Genomic DNA, 15,167 nt, shown 5'->3' with positions numbered 1-15,167 from the left:
AGTCGACCTCGTAAAACATGGCCGCAGGTTAGCGTAGGGAGGGGAAAATCGCACCTTGTGTTTCGGTCTCACGGACGCCATCGCGGGCAAGCCCGCTCCCACAGGTCACCGAAAATCCTGTGGGAGCGGGCTTGCCCGCGATGGGGCGCGACGCAATTTAGCGGGCAATACCGTGTTTACGCAGCTTTCTGTATAGCGTGTTACGGCTGACACCCAAGCGCTCAGCGGTATGGGTCATATGCCAACGCGTGTGCTCCAGCGCATTCAACAACGCCAGCCGCTCGGCATCGTCCAACGGATGTTCGGACGGCTCTTCCACCGCCCATGCAACCGCCGGCCGCGCCTGACGAATCATCGCTGGCAAATCCTCCAGCCCGATCCGCCCGCCGTCACACAATGCCGCCAAGGTGCGCAGCACATTGCGCAATTGCCGCACGTTGCCCGGCCAGGCAAAACCCAACAAAGCTTCCCGCGCCGGCCCGTCGATCACGACGGTTTCCCCGCCCGCCTCTTCCGCCAACAAGAAATCGAGTAGCTGGGATTTATCACTACGCTCGCGCAACGCCGGCAACGCCACTTCCAGCCCATTGAGCCGGTAATACAAATCCTCACGGAAGCTGCCGTCCTGCACCCGATCCAGCAGATTACGGTGAGTAGCGCTGATGATTCGCACGTTGACCGCTTCCGGCTCCCCGCCAATCGGCACCACCTGCCGGTCTTCCAACACCCTTAAAAGCCGGGTCTGCAAGGCCAGCGGCATGTCGCCGATTTCGTCGAGAAACAGGGTCCCGCCATCGGCCTGCTGCAACTTGCCTCGCATGCCTTCCTTGCGCGCGCCGGTGAAGCTGCCGCCGCGATAGCCGAACAATTCGCTCTCGATCAGGCTTTCAGGAATGGCCGCACAGTTAAGGGCGACGAAGGCTTTTTCCGCCCGTTGACTGGCCTGGTGCACGGCTTTGGCGAACGCCTCTTTGCCGGAACCGGTTTCGCCGTTGATCAGCAGCGGGACATCGCGCTCGAATACCCGCAGCGACTTGCGAAAATCCTCCTGCAACGCGGTATCACCGATGCAGATGCCCGACAGCCGTGGACGTTCGGCAATCGTCGGGCTTTGCACAACGGGTACTGGAATGCTGCGCGGCTGCCCACGCAACACGGCAAACAGACTACGGCCGTCGCGGGTGCGCAGGGGCCAACTGGCATTGGCATTCACACTGGCACGGCCAAGCAACTCATCCAGCGAACAATCGAAAAACGCTTCCACCGGTTTACCCAACAAGCCACCGCGAATGTGCCCGAGCAGGTTCAGTGCGCTTTGATTGACCGCGCAAATCCGCCCTTCCCCGTCGAATGCCAGCAGCCCCTCGCTGAACAACCCGACGGACTCGGCCTGCAAGTGAAAACGCAGCAACCATTGATTGTCGAAGTAGCGCAGGAAATAACAGCTCTCAATCATCTTCGCCGACAGATTGACCAGGGCCATGGTGTGGAACTGGCTCTGGCGCGATACATCGTGGCGCGCCGAGGACACGTCGAGCACCGCCAGCAGTTCGCCGTGTGGGTCGAACACCGGGCTCGCCGAGCAGGTCAGGCCGGTGTGGCGTCCGCGAAAGTGTTCGTCCTGATGAATGGTCAGCGACTGACGCTCCACCAGGCAGGTGCCGATGCCGTTGGTGCCTTCGCAGGCTTCGCTCCAGTCGGCACCAAGCCAAAGGCCGGCGCGTTCGAAAATCTTCCGTTCGGCGGGAGCGGTGACGCAATTGAGGATCACACCACGGGCATCCGTCAGCAGCACCGCGTGACCAGCGCCGGAGAGCTGTTGGTGGAGGCTGGACATTTCATTGCCGGCGATGTGCAGCACCTGCTGCAAACGCTCGCGGCTTTCCAGCACGCGGCCATGTTCCAACACGGTGGGCGCCATCGTCAGGGCCGGGTCGAGGTGATAGTCCTCAAGACAACGCAGCCAGGATCGGGCGATGGACGGATCGCTGCCAGGGCCGTGCAGGTGCGATTTGCCCTGAGTCACGGTCAGGACTTGCTGGGCATGGCGACTCAAATGGTTGTCGTGCATTTCTTATTATTCTCCCCGCAGGGTCTGGCTCGCCCCCGTGTAGCAGCTGCCGAAGGCTGCGTCCGGCCGCGAAGCGGTCGTAAACCTGTATCCCCTGTTTCAGGGCTAAACCGAAGAGAGCGCTTCGCACTCTGACGCAGCCTTCGGCAGCTGCTACATAGAGCGCGAGTCCGAGCATCCTCCAGCCGGGCCCGCATTGCAATGCTGTCGAGACTCGTCAGTCACAGGCTGTGCCACTAGCGGTACAAAGTGTCACGCACGCTGTACCGAAACCGTCACAGGCGCTGCCCGCCGGTCCGACAAAAACCACGCAAGGCCTTGATTTGCCTGACTTGCAAGGCAGTGGCCCGACCTTTGCTCTACGCTTATAACAAGCGCACATGCGCCTCTTCTTATAAATACAAAAGCCAAGGAGACAACATCATGCGTTACGCTCACCCCGGTACTGAAGGCGCTATCGTTTCGTTCAAGAGCAAATACGGTAACTACATCGGCGGCGAGTTCGTCGCGCCTGTCAAAGGTCAGTACTTCACCAATACCTCGCCAGTGAATGGCCAACCGATTGCCGAATTCCCGCGCTCCACCGCCGAAGACATCGACAAGGCCCTGGACGCTGCCCACGCCGCTGCCGATGCCTGGGGCGCTACGTCCGCCCAGGCGCGTTCGCTGGTGCTGCTGAAAATCGCCGACCGCATCGAGCAAAACCTGGAACTGCTGGCAATCACCGAATCCTGGGACAACGGCAAAGCCGTTCGCGAAACCCTCAACGCCGACATCCCGCTGGCTGCTGACCATTTCCGCTACTTTGCCGGTTGCATCCGCGCACAGGAAGGCAGCGCTGCCGAGATCGACGGCAACACCGTCGCCTATCACATCCACGAGCCACTGGGCGTGGTCGGGCAGATCATCCCGTGGAACTTCCCGATCCTGATGGCCGCCTGGAAACTCGCCCCGGCCCTGGCCGCCGGTAACTGCGTGGTCCTCAAGCCTGCCGAGCAAACCCCGCTGGGCATTACGGTACTGATGGAGCTGATCGGCGACCTGCTGCCACCCGGCGTGCTGAACATCGTGCAAGGCTTCGGCAAAGAAGCCGGCGAAGCGCTGGCCACTAGCAAACGCATCGCCAAAATCGCCTTCACCGGCTCGACCCCGGTCGGCTCGCACATCATGAAATGCGCCGCCGAAAACATCATTCCGTCCACCGTGGAGCTGGGTGGCAAATCGCCGAACATCTTCTTCGAAGACATCATGAAGGCCGAACCGTCCTTCATCGAAAAAGCCGCTGAAGGTCTGGTGCTCGCATTCTTCAACCAAGGCGAAGTCTGCACCTGCCCGTCTCGCGCGCTGGTGCAAGAGTCGATCTACGACGACTTCATGAAAGAGGTGATGAAAAAAGTCCTGTCGATCAAACGTGGCGACCCGCTGGACACCGACACCATGGTCGGCGCCCAGGCGTCCGAACAGCAATTCGACAAAATCCTTTCGTACCTGGAAATCGCCAAGGGCGAAGGCGCCGAGCTGCTGACCGGCGGCAAGGTAGAAAAACTCGAGGGCAGCCTGGCGACCGGGTATTACATCCAGCCGACCCTGCTCAAGGGCACCAACAAAATGCGCGTGTTCCAGGAAGAAATCTTTGGCCCGGTGGTGAGCATCACCACCTTCAAGGACGAAGCCGAAGCCCTGGCCATCGCCAACGACACCGAGTTCGGCCTGGGCGCCGGCCTCTGGACCCGCGACATCAACCGCGCCTATCGCATGGGCCGCGCCATCAAGGCCGGTCGTGTGTGGACCAACTGCTACCACCTGTACCCGGCGCACGCCGCGTTCGGTGGCTACAAAAAGTCCGGCGTCGGCCGTGAAACCCACAAAATGATGCTAGATCACTATCAGCAAACCAAAAACCTGCTGGTGAGCTACGACATCAATCCGCTGGGCTTCTTCTAAAAACCGGGGGCGGTGCAGGGAGTTCTGCATCGCCCTTTCTATAGCTATCGCGAGCAGGCTCGCTCCCACATTTGCACCGCGTTCCCCCTGTGGGAGCGAGCCTGCTCGCGATGGCGTCATCGAAGGCACCCAAAACATCGCCCTGGCCGCTCTGGCACGGGCTTTGCGTGCCCGCTTCACAGCTAAAACGTCGTACCGCAAGTCCAAAAGATCAAACAATAAAAAGACAGCGAGGACTTATGACTTCTTCTACACAGCTCAAACCCACACTCGGCACCCTGCATCTATGGGGTATTGCCGTCGGCCTGGTGATTTCTGGCGAGTACTTCGGCTGGAGTTACGGCTGGGGCACCGCAGGCACATTGGGCTTTCTCGTCACCGCCCTGATGGTGGCGACGATGTACACCTGCTTCATCTTCAGCTTCACCGAACTGACGACCGCGATTCCCCACGCGGGAGGGCCATTCGCCTACAGCCGGCGGGCGTTTGGTGAGAAAGGCGGATTGATCGCCGGTATCGCCACCCTGATCGAATTCGTGTTTGCGCCCCCGGCCATTGCGATGGCTATTGGCGCTTACCTCAACGTGCAATACCCGGAACTTGACCCCAAGATCGCCGCCGTTGGTGCGTATTTCGTGTTCATGGGCCTGAACATCCTTGGCGTCAGCATCGCCGCCACCTTTGAACTGGTGGTCACCGTGCTGGCGGTCGCCGAGTTGCTGGTGTTCATGGGCGTGGTTGCGCCGGGCTTCAGCTTCAGTAACTTCGTGCTGAATGGCTGGTCGGGTTCCAATGAGTTCACCATCGCTTCCATTCCCGGCATTTTTGCCGCCATTCCCTTCGCGATCTGGTTTTTCCTCGCGATTGAGGGGGCGGCGATGGCAGCTGAAGAAGCCAAGGATCCGAAACGCACGATTCCCAAGGCTTACGTCAGCGGCATTCTGACCCTGGTGTTTTTGGCCATCGGCGTGATGGTGATGGCCGGCGGCGTCGGTGACTGGCGTCAACTGTCGAACATCAACGACCCGCTGCCCCAGGCGATGAAAGCCGTGGTCGGCAACAACTCGACCTGGATGCACATGCTGGTCTGGATTGGTCTGTTCGGCCTGGTGGCGAGCTTTCACGGGATCATCCTCGGCTACTCGCGACAGTTCTTCGCCCTGGCGCGTGCCGGATACCTGCCCAGCGGCCTGGCCAAACTCTCGCGCTTCCAGACCCCGCACCGCGCCATTCTGGCCGGTGGTGTGATCGGCATCGCGGCGATATACAGCGATGGCCTGGTCAACCTGCAAGGCATGACGCTGACGGCAGCGATGATCACCATGTCGGTATTCGGTGCCATCGTGATGTACATCATCAGTATGCTGAGCCTGTTCAAACTGCGTAAAACCGAACCGAACCTGGAACGCACCTTCCGCGCACCGGGCTATCCGATTGTCCCGGGGATTGCGCTGTTTCTGGCGGTGGTGTGCCTGGTAGCAATGGCCTGGTTCAACACGCTGATCGGCTGTGTGTTCCTCGGCTTCATGGCGGCCGGTTACCTGTATTTCCAGTTGACCGCCAAACAACGCGCCGATGCGCCGGCCGACGCGATGCTCGAAGGCATTTGAGTTGTACCGGCGCCGGGCCAATCGCCCGGCGCCTGCCATATTGAAGTGCACGCAGTTCACCTGTGGGAGCCAGCCTGCTGGCTCCCACAAGGGAATCTCAGTGTTATCAAGACTTGTACAGTTCAGGAGGACACCATCCCATGGCCACATTTGCCCACTCTGTCGGCGCTCAGACCTATCGCTTCGAGAGCCTCAAGGACGTCATGGCCAAGGCCAGTCCAGCGCGTTCCGGTGATTTCCTGGCAGGTGTCGCTGCGCTCAATGATGGCGAGCGTGTTGCCGCGCAGATGGCCCTGGCTGACATCCCGCTGACTCACTTCCTGCAGGAAGTACTGATTCCTTATGAGGCCGATGAGGTCACCCGACTGATCATCGATACTCACGACAAACACGCCTTCGCCGTGGTCAGCCATCTCACCGTTGGCGGGTTTCGCGACTGGCTGCTCAGCGATGCCGCCGATGAACAGACCCTGCGCGCGCTCGCCCCCGGCCTGACACCGGAAATGGCGGCCGCCGTGTCGAAGATCATGCGCGTCCAGGACCTGGTGCTGGTGGCGCAAAAAATCCGCGTGGTCACCCGGTTTCGCGGCACCATGGGATTGCGCGGCCGGCTATCCACCCGCCTGCAACCCAATCACCCCACCGACGAGCCGGCCGGCATCGCGGCGAGCATCCTCGACGGCCTGCTGTACGGAAACGGCGACGCGATGATCGGCATCAACCCGGCTACCGACAGCATCGCGTCGATCTGCGCCATGCTGGAAATGCTTGACGCGATCATCCAGCGCTATGAAATCCCGACCCAGGCCTGCGTGCTGACCCACGTCACCACGTCGATCGAGGCGATCAATCGCGGGGTTCCGCTGGATCTGGTGTTCCAGTCGATTGCCGGCACCGAAGCGGCCAATGCCAGTTTCGGCATCAACCTGAATGTCTTAAAGGAAGGTTATGACGCCGGTTTGAGCCTCAATCGCGGCACGTTGGGTCAGAACCTGATGTATTTCGAAACCGGTCAGGGCAGCGCACTGTCGGCCAACGCCCACCACGGTATCGATCAACAGACCTGTGAAACCCGCGCCTACGCCGTGGCGCGACATTTCAAGCCGTTCCTGGTGAACACGGTTGTCGGCTTCATCGGCCCGGAGTACCTCTACAACGGCAAACAGATCATTCGCGCCGGCCTCGAAGACCACTTCTGCGGCAAATTGCTGGGCGTGCCGATGGGCTGCGACATCTGTTACACCAACCACGCCGAAGCCGACCAGGACGATATGGACACCCTGTTGACCCTGCTGGGCGTGGCCGGAATCAACTTCATCATGGGCATCCCTGGCTCCGACGACATCATGCTCAACTACCAGACCACCTCGTTCCACGATGCCCTCTACGCCCGTCAGACCCTGGGCCTGAAACCCGCACCTGAATTCGAACAGTGGCTGACAAAAATGGGCATATTTACCCAGGCAGACGGCAAAATTCACTTCGGCGACAGCCTGCCCCCGGCCTTCCGCCAGGCGATGGCGCAATTGGGATGAGTGCTTTCATGGAAAAACCACCCGTAGATCCACAGAATCCATTGCTGGAATTGCGGCGTCTGACACCAGCACGAATTGCCCTGGGGCGCACGGGCACCAGCATGCCGACCAGCGCCCAACTGGATTTCCAGTACGCCCACGCTCAGGCGCGGGATGCGGTGCATCTGCCGTTCGACTCGGCAGGGCTCAGCTCGCAACTGGCCGAGATCGGGCGCGACAGTGTGTTGCTGCACAGCGCCGCCACGGACAGAAACAGCTACTTGCAGCGCCCTGATTTGGGGCGAAAATTGAGCGATGAGTCGGCGCAGAGGCTGCGCACTTATGCCTCAGCCAATCCCGACGGCGTCGATCTGGTGATTGTGGTGGCCGATGGGCTGTCGGCACTGGCCGTTCATCGCCACACCCTGCCATTTCTCACGCGCCTGGAAGAACAGGTGCTGGCCGAAGGCTGGTCCGTGTCGCCGGTGATACTGGTCGAGCAGGGTCGCGTCGCGGTGGCCGACGAGATTGGCGAGCTGATAGGGGCAAAAATGACGGTGATCCTGATCGGCGAACGTCCTGGACTCAGCTCCCCGGACAGTCTGGGCTTATATTTCACTTACAATCCAAAGATCGGCCTGACAGACGCTTTTCGCAATTGCATCTCCAATGTCCGGCTCGAAGGCCTGAGTTACGGCATGGCGGCACATCGTTTGCTTTATTTAATGCGCGAGGCCTGTCGCAGACAGTTGTCAGGGGTCAATCTCAAGGACGAAGCCCAGCTTCAGACACTGGATTCAGACGCAGGAGCGGACATAAAACGCAACTTCCTGTTGGATCAGACAGATACGTGAACCGTTCCCGCATTGCGTTTCTGCGCCGGTTTCAGGCAGGATCGACGAACGGCCGCCACGGGTTTCCCATCGCCGTCACGTAAGACAGCCACTTGAAGTCGAGACCTACCATGCGGATTATTCAAGCGACCCTCGAACACCTGGACCTTCTGACGCCACTGTTCGTGAAATATCGTGAGTTTTATGGATCCCTGCCCTACCCGGACTCGTCGCGTGCGTTCCTCGAAAAACGCCTGCGCCGCAAGGAATCGGTGATTTATCTCGCCGTGTCCGACGACGACAACAACAAACTGATGGGCTTCTGCCAGTTGTACCCGAGCTTTTCCTCTCTTTCGCTTAAACGCGTGTGGATCCTCAACGACATCTATGTCGCCGAAGACGCCCGCCGCCAATTGGTGGCCGACAATCTGATCCGCACCGCCAAGAAAATGGCCAAGGAAACCAATGCCGTGCGCATGCGTGTTTCCACCAGCAGCGACAACGAAGTCGCGCGCAAAACCTACGAATCCATCGGGTTCAAGGAAGACACCGAGTTCAAGAACTACGTGCTGCCGATCAGCGACAGTCTCTGACTCACATCGCCCGTTGTAGGAGTGAGCCTGCTCGCGATAGCCACACCTCGGTGAATCAGTCATATCGAGGTGAAGCCATCGCGAGCAGGCTCACTCCTACAAAAAACCGCATCGACCATCGGTCTACCGCGACATCCCCCGCTATATACACTGAACGCTCTTTTCACTTTTCAGCCCGTATAATCCCGAGCTTTTCGACTTGCAAGAAAAACTACACTCCTATGTAGTCTTCCGCGAAGTCATCCGCACAGGCCTGCAGAGTCCGGCCGTTACCACAGGTGCCCCTATGGATTTCAACCCGATCGACATCGTGCTGCATCTCGACGTCTACCTCGACATGCTGGTAACCAACTATGGTGCCTGGATCTACGCCATTCTGTTTCTGGTGATTTTCTGTGAAACGGGCCTGGTGGTGACGCCGTTCTTGCCGGGTGACTCCCTGCTGTTCATCGCCGGTGCCGTTGCGGCCGGTGGCGGCATGGACCCCGTATTATTGGGTGGCCTGTTGATGCTCGCGGCGATTCTCGGCGACAGCACCAACTACATCATTGGTCGAACAGCAGGCGAAAAGTTGTTCAGTAACCCGGACTCGAAGATCTTTCGTCGCGACTACCTGCAACAAACCCACGATTTCTATGACAAGCACGGTGGTAAAACCGTAACGATGGCGCGTTTCCTGCCGATCATCCGCACCTTTGCACCGTTCGTCGCCGGTGTCGGAAAAATGCCTTACCCGCGTTTCTTTTTCTTTAGCGTCTTCGGCACGATCCTGTGGGTCGGCGGCTTGGTGACCCTCGGTTACTTCTTCGGCAACGTACCGTTCATCAAGAAAAACCTGTCGCTGCTGGTGGTGGGCATCATCCTGGTGTCGCTGCTTCCGATGGTCATAAGCATGGTCCGCAGCCGCCTCGCCAACGCTGCGTCCAAAACCCAATCGCGCTGATCCGCGATGTGGTCGCTTAGCGCCTGGCGCCGCCAGCGCATCCTGGCCAGGCACCCGATTGCCGACGACATGTGGCAGCGGGTGCGCCATCACCTGAGCTTTCTCGATGGCATCAGCGCCACTGAAGACCAGTGGCTGCGTGAAGCCTGCGTGCTGTTCCTCGAAGACAAACACCTGACCGCCCTGCCCGGCGTCGAACTGCACCAGGAGCAGCGCCTGCTGCTGGCAGCGCAGGCGCAATTGCCACTGCTGAAATTGGGCGACTTGAACTGGTATCAGGGTTTCCACGAAATAATTCTCTACCCCGACGACTTCCTCAGCCCCCAGCGCCATCGCGACGCCAGCGGCGTCGAACATGAGTGGGACGGCGAACACAGTGGCGAGGCGTGGCAGCAAGGTCCGATCATCCTCGCCTGGCCGGGCGTGATGGCCAGTGGTGGCTGGGAAGGCTACAACCTGGTCATCCATGAACTCGCACACAAACTCGACATGCTCAATGGCGTCGCCAACGGCTTGCCGCCGCTGCACCCCGACATGCGGGTCAGCGACTGGGCCAAGGTGATGCAAGAGGCCTACGATGACCTCGACCAGCAACTGGAGCGCAACCCGGACGCCGAAACCGCGATCGATCCCTACGCCGCAGAAAACCCCGCCGAGTTTTTCGCCGTCACCAGCGAGTATTTCTTCAGCGCCCCGGATTTACTGTTCGAGGCTTATCCGCGGGTCTATGAGCAGCTCAAGCTTTTCTACCGGCAGGATCCACTGAGCCGGTTACGGCAACTTCTGGCTGCAGACCCGGTCTATCAGGCACGCGACTAAGGTCTCTACGACCCTTGGTACGTAGCATCAACGGCGGAATATGCCTATAATCGCCGCCACTTTTTGGTCAATCCGGCCAAGTATCTTTGGTCAACTAACGGGGGCACCGCCCAATGAGCTACAGCAAGATTCCGGCTGGCAAAGACCTGCCGAACGACATCTACGTCGCGATCGAGATTCCGGCCAACCACGCGCCGATCAAATACGAAATCGACAAAGACAGCGATTGCCTGTTCGTTGACCGTTTCATGGCCACCCCGATGTTCTACCCGGCCAACTACGGTTACATCCCGAACACCCTGGCTGACGACGGTGATCCCCTCGACGTGCTGGTAGTGACCCCTTACCCGGTGGCTCCAGGCTCGGTCATCCGCGCACGTCCGGTCGGCATCCTGAACATGACCGACGACGGCGGCGGCGATGCCAAAGTCATCGCTGTTCCACACGACAAGCTGTCCCAGCTGTACGTCGACGTGAAGGAATACACCGACCTGCCACCGCTGCTGATTCAGCAGATCGAGCACTTCTTCGCGAACTACAAAGATCTCGAAAAAGGCAAATGGGTGAAGATCGAAGGCTGGGCCGGCGCAGATGCCGCCCGCGACGCGATCACCAAGTCGGTTGCTGCCTATAAAGGCTAAGACGCCAGTGGTCTCGCGCCACTGACGCCTTGAAAAGACCCCGGTTTATCCGGGGTTTTTTGTGGGCGCTCATAAAGCGTTTTAAACAGCGTGTTTATCTTTCGGTCGCTGCGGTTTTTTTCTGTTTAATTTGTTCGAAATACGTCTTACATCCGGTCGTAAATTTCCCTCGAAATTTGAACGGTTCGTTTATTCAAAGCCCCGCCCTGCGCCCGTAGACTCGTGTTTATGAAAAAGAACACTAGCGGCCCCGGTTCAAAGCACTCCTCGAAAAAGCGAACATCACGACGACAGGATTTGCCGCGTTTTTCGACACGGAAGCACAAAACATCCACAACTGGTACACCCGCGGTGTGCCCGCCTACCGCATGGAAGAGGTCGCAAGATTACTCTCGGTAAACAGCCACTGGCTCAAAACCGGCGAAGGCCCGGAAGACGCCAAACACCTGCATCTGCTCGGCGAATCTGGCAACACCTTCGACGCACAGGCGATTCGTGGCATCTACACGGTAATCGAGCCGACGGATGTCGAACTGCCCTTCTACAAAGAAATGCCCATCGCCCCGGGGTCCCATAAAACCCATATCGTGGAAGACACCGGCCAATTCATCCGACTACCCAAAAGCCACCTCGACTCCCTGGAAATCAATCATGCGGATGTGTTCTGCGTTCACATGCTCGGTAACGGCATGGGCGCGAGGATTGAAGATGGCTCCACACTAGCCATCGACCGTGGGCTGACCACGGTGATTGATGGAGAGATTTACGCCATAGATCATGACGGGATGCTGCGAATCAAATACCTGCACCGGATGCCAGGCAATGCATTGAGATTGCGCAGTTACAACAAAACCGAGCACCCGGATGAGATCCTTAGTGCCGAGCAGATTGAGAAGCAGAACATCAGTGTGTTGGGATGGGTGTTCTGGTGGTCGACGCTTAACAAACGCCGACCGGCGGTGCCGTTTCTGTAACACCGCGCAGCACACCACACTGGGAATTCCCCAAAAAAATCAGTATGCTGCGCCCCAAATTTGCGCATCGACCCGCCTCGCGGCTCAGATCGCACTGACAAGGCAGATGATTTTCTCGCCAAGTCCCACAGCCGGACGCAAGATCCGGGTGTACGTTTTGAAGGCTGACGCGGTTTACCAAAAATGATCCAAGCCAGTCCCCGAGAAGCCGGCCACAAGCCGGCTTTTTAATGCCCGAAACCCACGTAATTACTGGCCTCGCACGAAGCACCCCCTTCCCCGCAGATCACGATCACGCCGCCGCCCTACCCCGCTCCGCCATGGAGCAGCACCCCGTACGATTGCAGAAACTCCACCGTGCCGTGGAATATCAGGCCGACCCCCATGGCAGAGACGAAGAATCCGACAATTCGTGTGGCGGCATCGATACCTTGCGGGCCGATTGTCTTGAGGATGACTTGAGCGTAGGCCAGTGACAAATAGGTGGTGAACATGGTGGCGCAGATGGCCAGCGCCACCACGGCGAAAGATAACAGGGCCCGATCGGAGTCCTTGATGGTGCTGGTCAGTCCGATCACGGTGGCAATCGCACCGGGGCCAAACATGATTGGCATGGCCATGGGAATGAAGGACACATCCTGATCAGTGTCGTGGTTAGTGGGAATCAGGCTGCTATTGGGCGAGGGTGCGAAAAGCTCAAAACCGATACGCATCAGAATTATCCCGCCAACCACCCGAATCATACTCAGTGGCACTTCGAACAGGCGCAGTAGCAGGTTGCCGAAAATCAGGAAAAAGAACATCAGCAGTAATGCATAGATGCAAGCTTTACGTGCCACCCGGCGGAGCTCGGCAACGTCCTTGCCTTGCAACATACCAAGGAACACGGGAATCGCCTCCAAGGGATTGATGATGGCCAGTAACGTGGTGAACATACCGACAAACAACGTGAAATAGGTGTTCATGGAGCACCCTCGATAAGAGACTGATTTACATCACCATAGCGGATGATGAGCAAAGGGCTCGTTACGGATTTATTCTGCCGCCGGGACTGGCAGCGTGAACTCCACCGTCACTAGCGTTTCGCTGTGGTGCGTAGCGTCCAGACACCGGGTAAAAACCAGCTTACAAACGGCAACAGGGGGGGCAGGGTCGGCTTGAATAGCAAGTACTACCATCTACACTTGACTCCCAACTGACTGCTGTAGTCATAAGCAAAGTGAGCAGCCACGTACGACCAACGATTTACCAATCCAACCATAGGTAAACATCATGAAATTCATGATTTTGGTGCAGCGTACCTGGAGCTCCGTCATCTCTGCGAACCGTCCTGACGCTCATGTCAGGCGACGTTTTGGTTCACCCCTTGCCGTAATTGGGCTGAGTTTGATTGCGTCGACGGCGGTGTTCGCTGCCGACCCGCTGCCTTCCTGGAATGAAGGGCCGGCCAAGCAAGCCATCGTAGAGTTCGTCAAGACGACCACCCAGGAAGGCGGTGCTCAGTTCGTATCACCAGCCGAGCGCATCGCAACCTTCGACCAGGACGGCACCTTGTGGGTTGAACACCCTGCCTATAGCCAATTGTTCTATTGCCTGAGTCGCGTGCCTGCCGCAGTCGAGGCAAGGCCCGAATTGGCTCAAGTAGAACCCTTCAAAACAGTGCTTTCGGGGGACCATGCCGCCATGGCGAAACTGACCCTTGATGATTATCTTAAAATTGCCATGGTGACCCTGAGCGGCATGCCCACGGATGAGTTCAAGCAGCAAGTCCAAGCCTGGCTGGCCAAAGCCCGTGACCCTCGCTGGAAGCGCCCTTTTACCGAGCTGACCTACAAGCCGATGAAGGAAGTCATGCAATACCTGCGTGACAACGGCTACAAAACTTACATCGTCACCGGCGGCGGTCAGGACTTCGTTCGCGCTTATGCCGAAGAAGTCTATGGTGTGCCTCCCGAACAGGTAGTCGGCAGTGCCGGGGCCACCGAATATGGCTACGACAAAAGCGGCAAACCCGAGCTGATCAAGCTGCCCAAGATACTGCTCAACGACAACGATGCGGGTAAGCCAGAGAACATTTACCTGATGGTCGGCCGTCAGCCTCAAGCAGCTTTCGGCAATTCCACCGGTGACAAGCAAATGCTGGAGTACACCAAAGCCGGCAAGGGCGCGCGACTGGCAATGTTGGTGCTCCATGACGACGCCGATCGCGAGTACGCCTATGGCCCGGCGCAAGGATTACCTGATAGTAAAGTGGGCACCTTTACCGAATCGTTGTTTAACCAGGCGAAAAATGAGGGCTGGACTGTGATCAGCATGAAAAAGGACTGGAAGAAGATTTTTTCATTCGAGTGAAACGCAGTTGTAGTTGAATTTTTGATTGTCCAGCAGCCCGCTGGACAATCACTTCATCATGGATAACTAAACGATTTCACCAACGTCAACTCCCCCACGGCCCGCATCGGCACCAGAAACGTCTCCATTTTCTCGCTTGGAGTCCCTTCCTCGGTAATCACCGTCACCTGCGCCGTTGTCAGCGGTTGAACCGCATCCTCCTGCCCCTCATCGTCACTGCGATAGCCACCGCCAAAGTAGTTCACATACACCAGATACTGCCCCTTGATCGGCGCAGGCATGGCGAAAATTTCCGGACCATACCCAGTCGTCACATCAACATCCAGCGCAGCACCATTGGGCGCAACACGATCCCCGTACCAGATGTGCGCCCCCTCCGGCGTAATCAGGTGCAAGTCCAGATCCGTGTTATCGCTGTCCCAGGAAAGCAACACCCGTAACTTGGCTGGTGTGGCACCGCCACTGGCATTGAGAAATTGCGTGCGATGCCGCTGCTGGCCATCAGGGCTGCGCACTTCAACGCTGTTGCTGCCATTGGGAAACGAGAACGGGCGATCAAAGCGACCCGCCGAGTCGATTTTCAGCGGCATGCTCACGCCGTTGACGATCAGTCGACCAGGCTCCGCCGATTTGGGCGTGGATTTTATCTGACCGCTGATGCGCGCAGTGTTGGCCTGCCCCACCGGGGTGTTAACCGACGAAGCGGGATAATTGACGGTCTGACGGAAGTTTTCGCCTTCGCCCTCAACCGCGCCGGTACGCCAGCCACCGACGGGGGTGTCGAGTTTGACGGCGGCGTCGGCGGCGAAAATCGGCGGCAGTGCGCAAAAAGAACAAAGGAACAGGATGACCTGTGGATAACGGAGTTTCATG

12 protein-coding genes and 1 pseudogene are annotated in these 15,167 nt (G+C 58.4%); 10 read left to right on the top strand and 3 right to left on the bottom strand.

Annotated elements, in window-relative coordinates; genetic code table 11:
• Window positions 1–157: 157 nt before the first annotated feature.
• The gene (locus tag KGB06_RS29530; protein ID WP_223521936.1) at window positions 158–2,071 is read right to left on the bottom strand and encodes a sigma-54-dependent Fis family transcriptional regulator; all 1,914 of its coding nucleotides are present in this window, start codon (window positions 2,069–2,071) and stop codon (window positions 158–160) included.
• Between the two features lie 423 nt (window positions 2,072–2,494).
• Between KGB06_RS29530 and KGB06_RS29525 the strand changes: the two genes are divergently transcribed.
• From KGB06_RS29525 to KGB06_RS29485, 9 genes and pseudogenes are all read left to right on the top strand, one after another.
• On the top strand, window positions 2,495–4,015 hold the full coding sequence (locus KGB06_RS29525) for an aldehyde dehydrogenase family protein (RefSeq protein WP_223521934.1): 1,521 nt from the start codon (window positions 2,495–2,497) through the stop codon (window positions 4,013–4,015).
• Between the two features lie 239 nt (window positions 4,016–4,254).
• Window positions 4,255–5,625 carry an ethanolamine permease gene (eat, locus tag KGB06_RS29520; protein WP_223521932.1) on the top strand — a complete coding sequence of 457 codons (1,371 nt, stop codon included), beginning with the start codon at window positions 4,255–4,257 and terminating at the stop codon, window positions 5,623–5,625.
• Window positions 5,626–5,765: 140 nt separating this feature from the next.
• Entirely contained in the window at window positions 5,766–7,160 is a 1,395-nt protein-coding gene (locus tag KGB06_RS29515) for an ethanolamine ammonia-lyase subunit EutB (protein WP_223521930.1), read from the top strand.
• Between the two features lie 8 nt (window positions 7,161–7,168).
• Window positions 7,169–7,993 carry an ethanolamine ammonia-lyase subunit EutC gene (gene eutC, locus KGB06_RS29510; protein ID WP_223521928.1) on the top strand — a complete coding sequence of 275 codons (825 nt, stop codon included), beginning with the start codon at window positions 7,169–7,171 and terminating at the stop codon, window positions 7,991–7,993.
• 110 nt (window positions 7,994–8,103) lie between these two features.
• Window positions 8,104–8,565 (top strand): GNAT family N-acetyltransferase, encoded by a 462-nt coding sequence (locus KGB06_RS29505; RefSeq protein ID WP_223521926.1) that lies wholly within the window; start codon window positions 8,104–8,106, stop codon window positions 8,563–8,565.
• Window positions 8,566–8,851: 286 nt separating this feature from the next.
• Window positions 8,852–9,508, top strand: a complete 657-nt coding sequence (locus tag KGB06_RS29500) for a DedA family protein (protein WP_223521924.1) — start codon at window positions 8,852–8,854, stop codon at window positions 9,506–9,508.
• Window positions 9,509–9,514: 6 nt separating this feature from the next.
• Window positions 9,515–10,327 (top strand): zinc-dependent peptidase, encoded by an 813-nt coding sequence (locus KGB06_RS29495; protein ID WP_223521922.1) that lies wholly within the window; start codon window positions 9,515–9,517, stop codon window positions 10,325–10,327.
• A 113-nt stretch (window positions 10,328–10,440) separates the two neighbouring features.
• Window positions 10,441–10,968 carry an inorganic diphosphatase gene (gene ppa, locus KGB06_RS29490; protein ID WP_008052339.1) on the top strand — a complete coding sequence of 176 codons (528 nt, stop codon included), beginning with the start codon at window positions 10,441–10,443 and terminating at the stop codon, window positions 10,966–10,968.
• 228 nt (window positions 10,969–11,196) lie between these two features.
• Window positions 11,197–11,942: pseudogene (locus KGB06_RS29485) on the top strand (helix-turn-helix transcriptional regulator).
• A 305-nt stretch (window positions 11,943–12,247) separates the two neighbouring features.
• Here the strand turns inward: KGB06_RS29485 and KGB06_RS29480 are convergent.
• On the bottom strand, window positions 12,248–12,907 hold the full coding sequence (locus KGB06_RS29480; RefSeq protein WP_223521920.1) for a MarC family protein: 660 nt from the start codon (window positions 12,905–12,907) through the stop codon (window positions 12,248–12,250).
• Between the two features lie 307 nt (window positions 12,908–13,214).
• Between KGB06_RS29480 and KGB06_RS29475 the strand changes: the two genes are divergently transcribed.
• Complete coding sequence (locus KGB06_RS29475) at window positions 13,215–14,294, top strand: HAD family hydrolase (protein ID WP_223521918.1); 1,080 nt, start codon at window positions 13,215–13,217, stop codon at window positions 14,292–14,294.
• Between the two features lie 56 nt (window positions 14,295–14,350).
• Here KGB06_RS29475 and KGB06_RS29470 read toward each other — a convergent pair whose 3' ends face one another.
• The gene (locus KGB06_RS29470) at window positions 14,351–15,166 is read right to left on the bottom strand and encodes a YfaP family protein (RefSeq protein ID WP_223521916.1); all 816 of its coding nucleotides are present in this window, start codon (window positions 15,164–15,166) and stop codon (window positions 14,351–14,353) included.
• Between the last annotated feature and the right edge of the window lies 1 nt (window position 15,167).

It is taken from the genome of Pseudomonas sp. GL-B-19, from assembly GCF_019956415.1.
Classification (GTDB): domain Bacteria; phylum Pseudomonadota; class Gammaproteobacteria; order Pseudomonadales; family Pseudomonadaceae; genus Aquipseudomonas.
The sequence above is the reverse complement of the archived record's forward strand: the minus strand, read 5'-3'. Positions and strand labels throughout refer to the sequence as shown.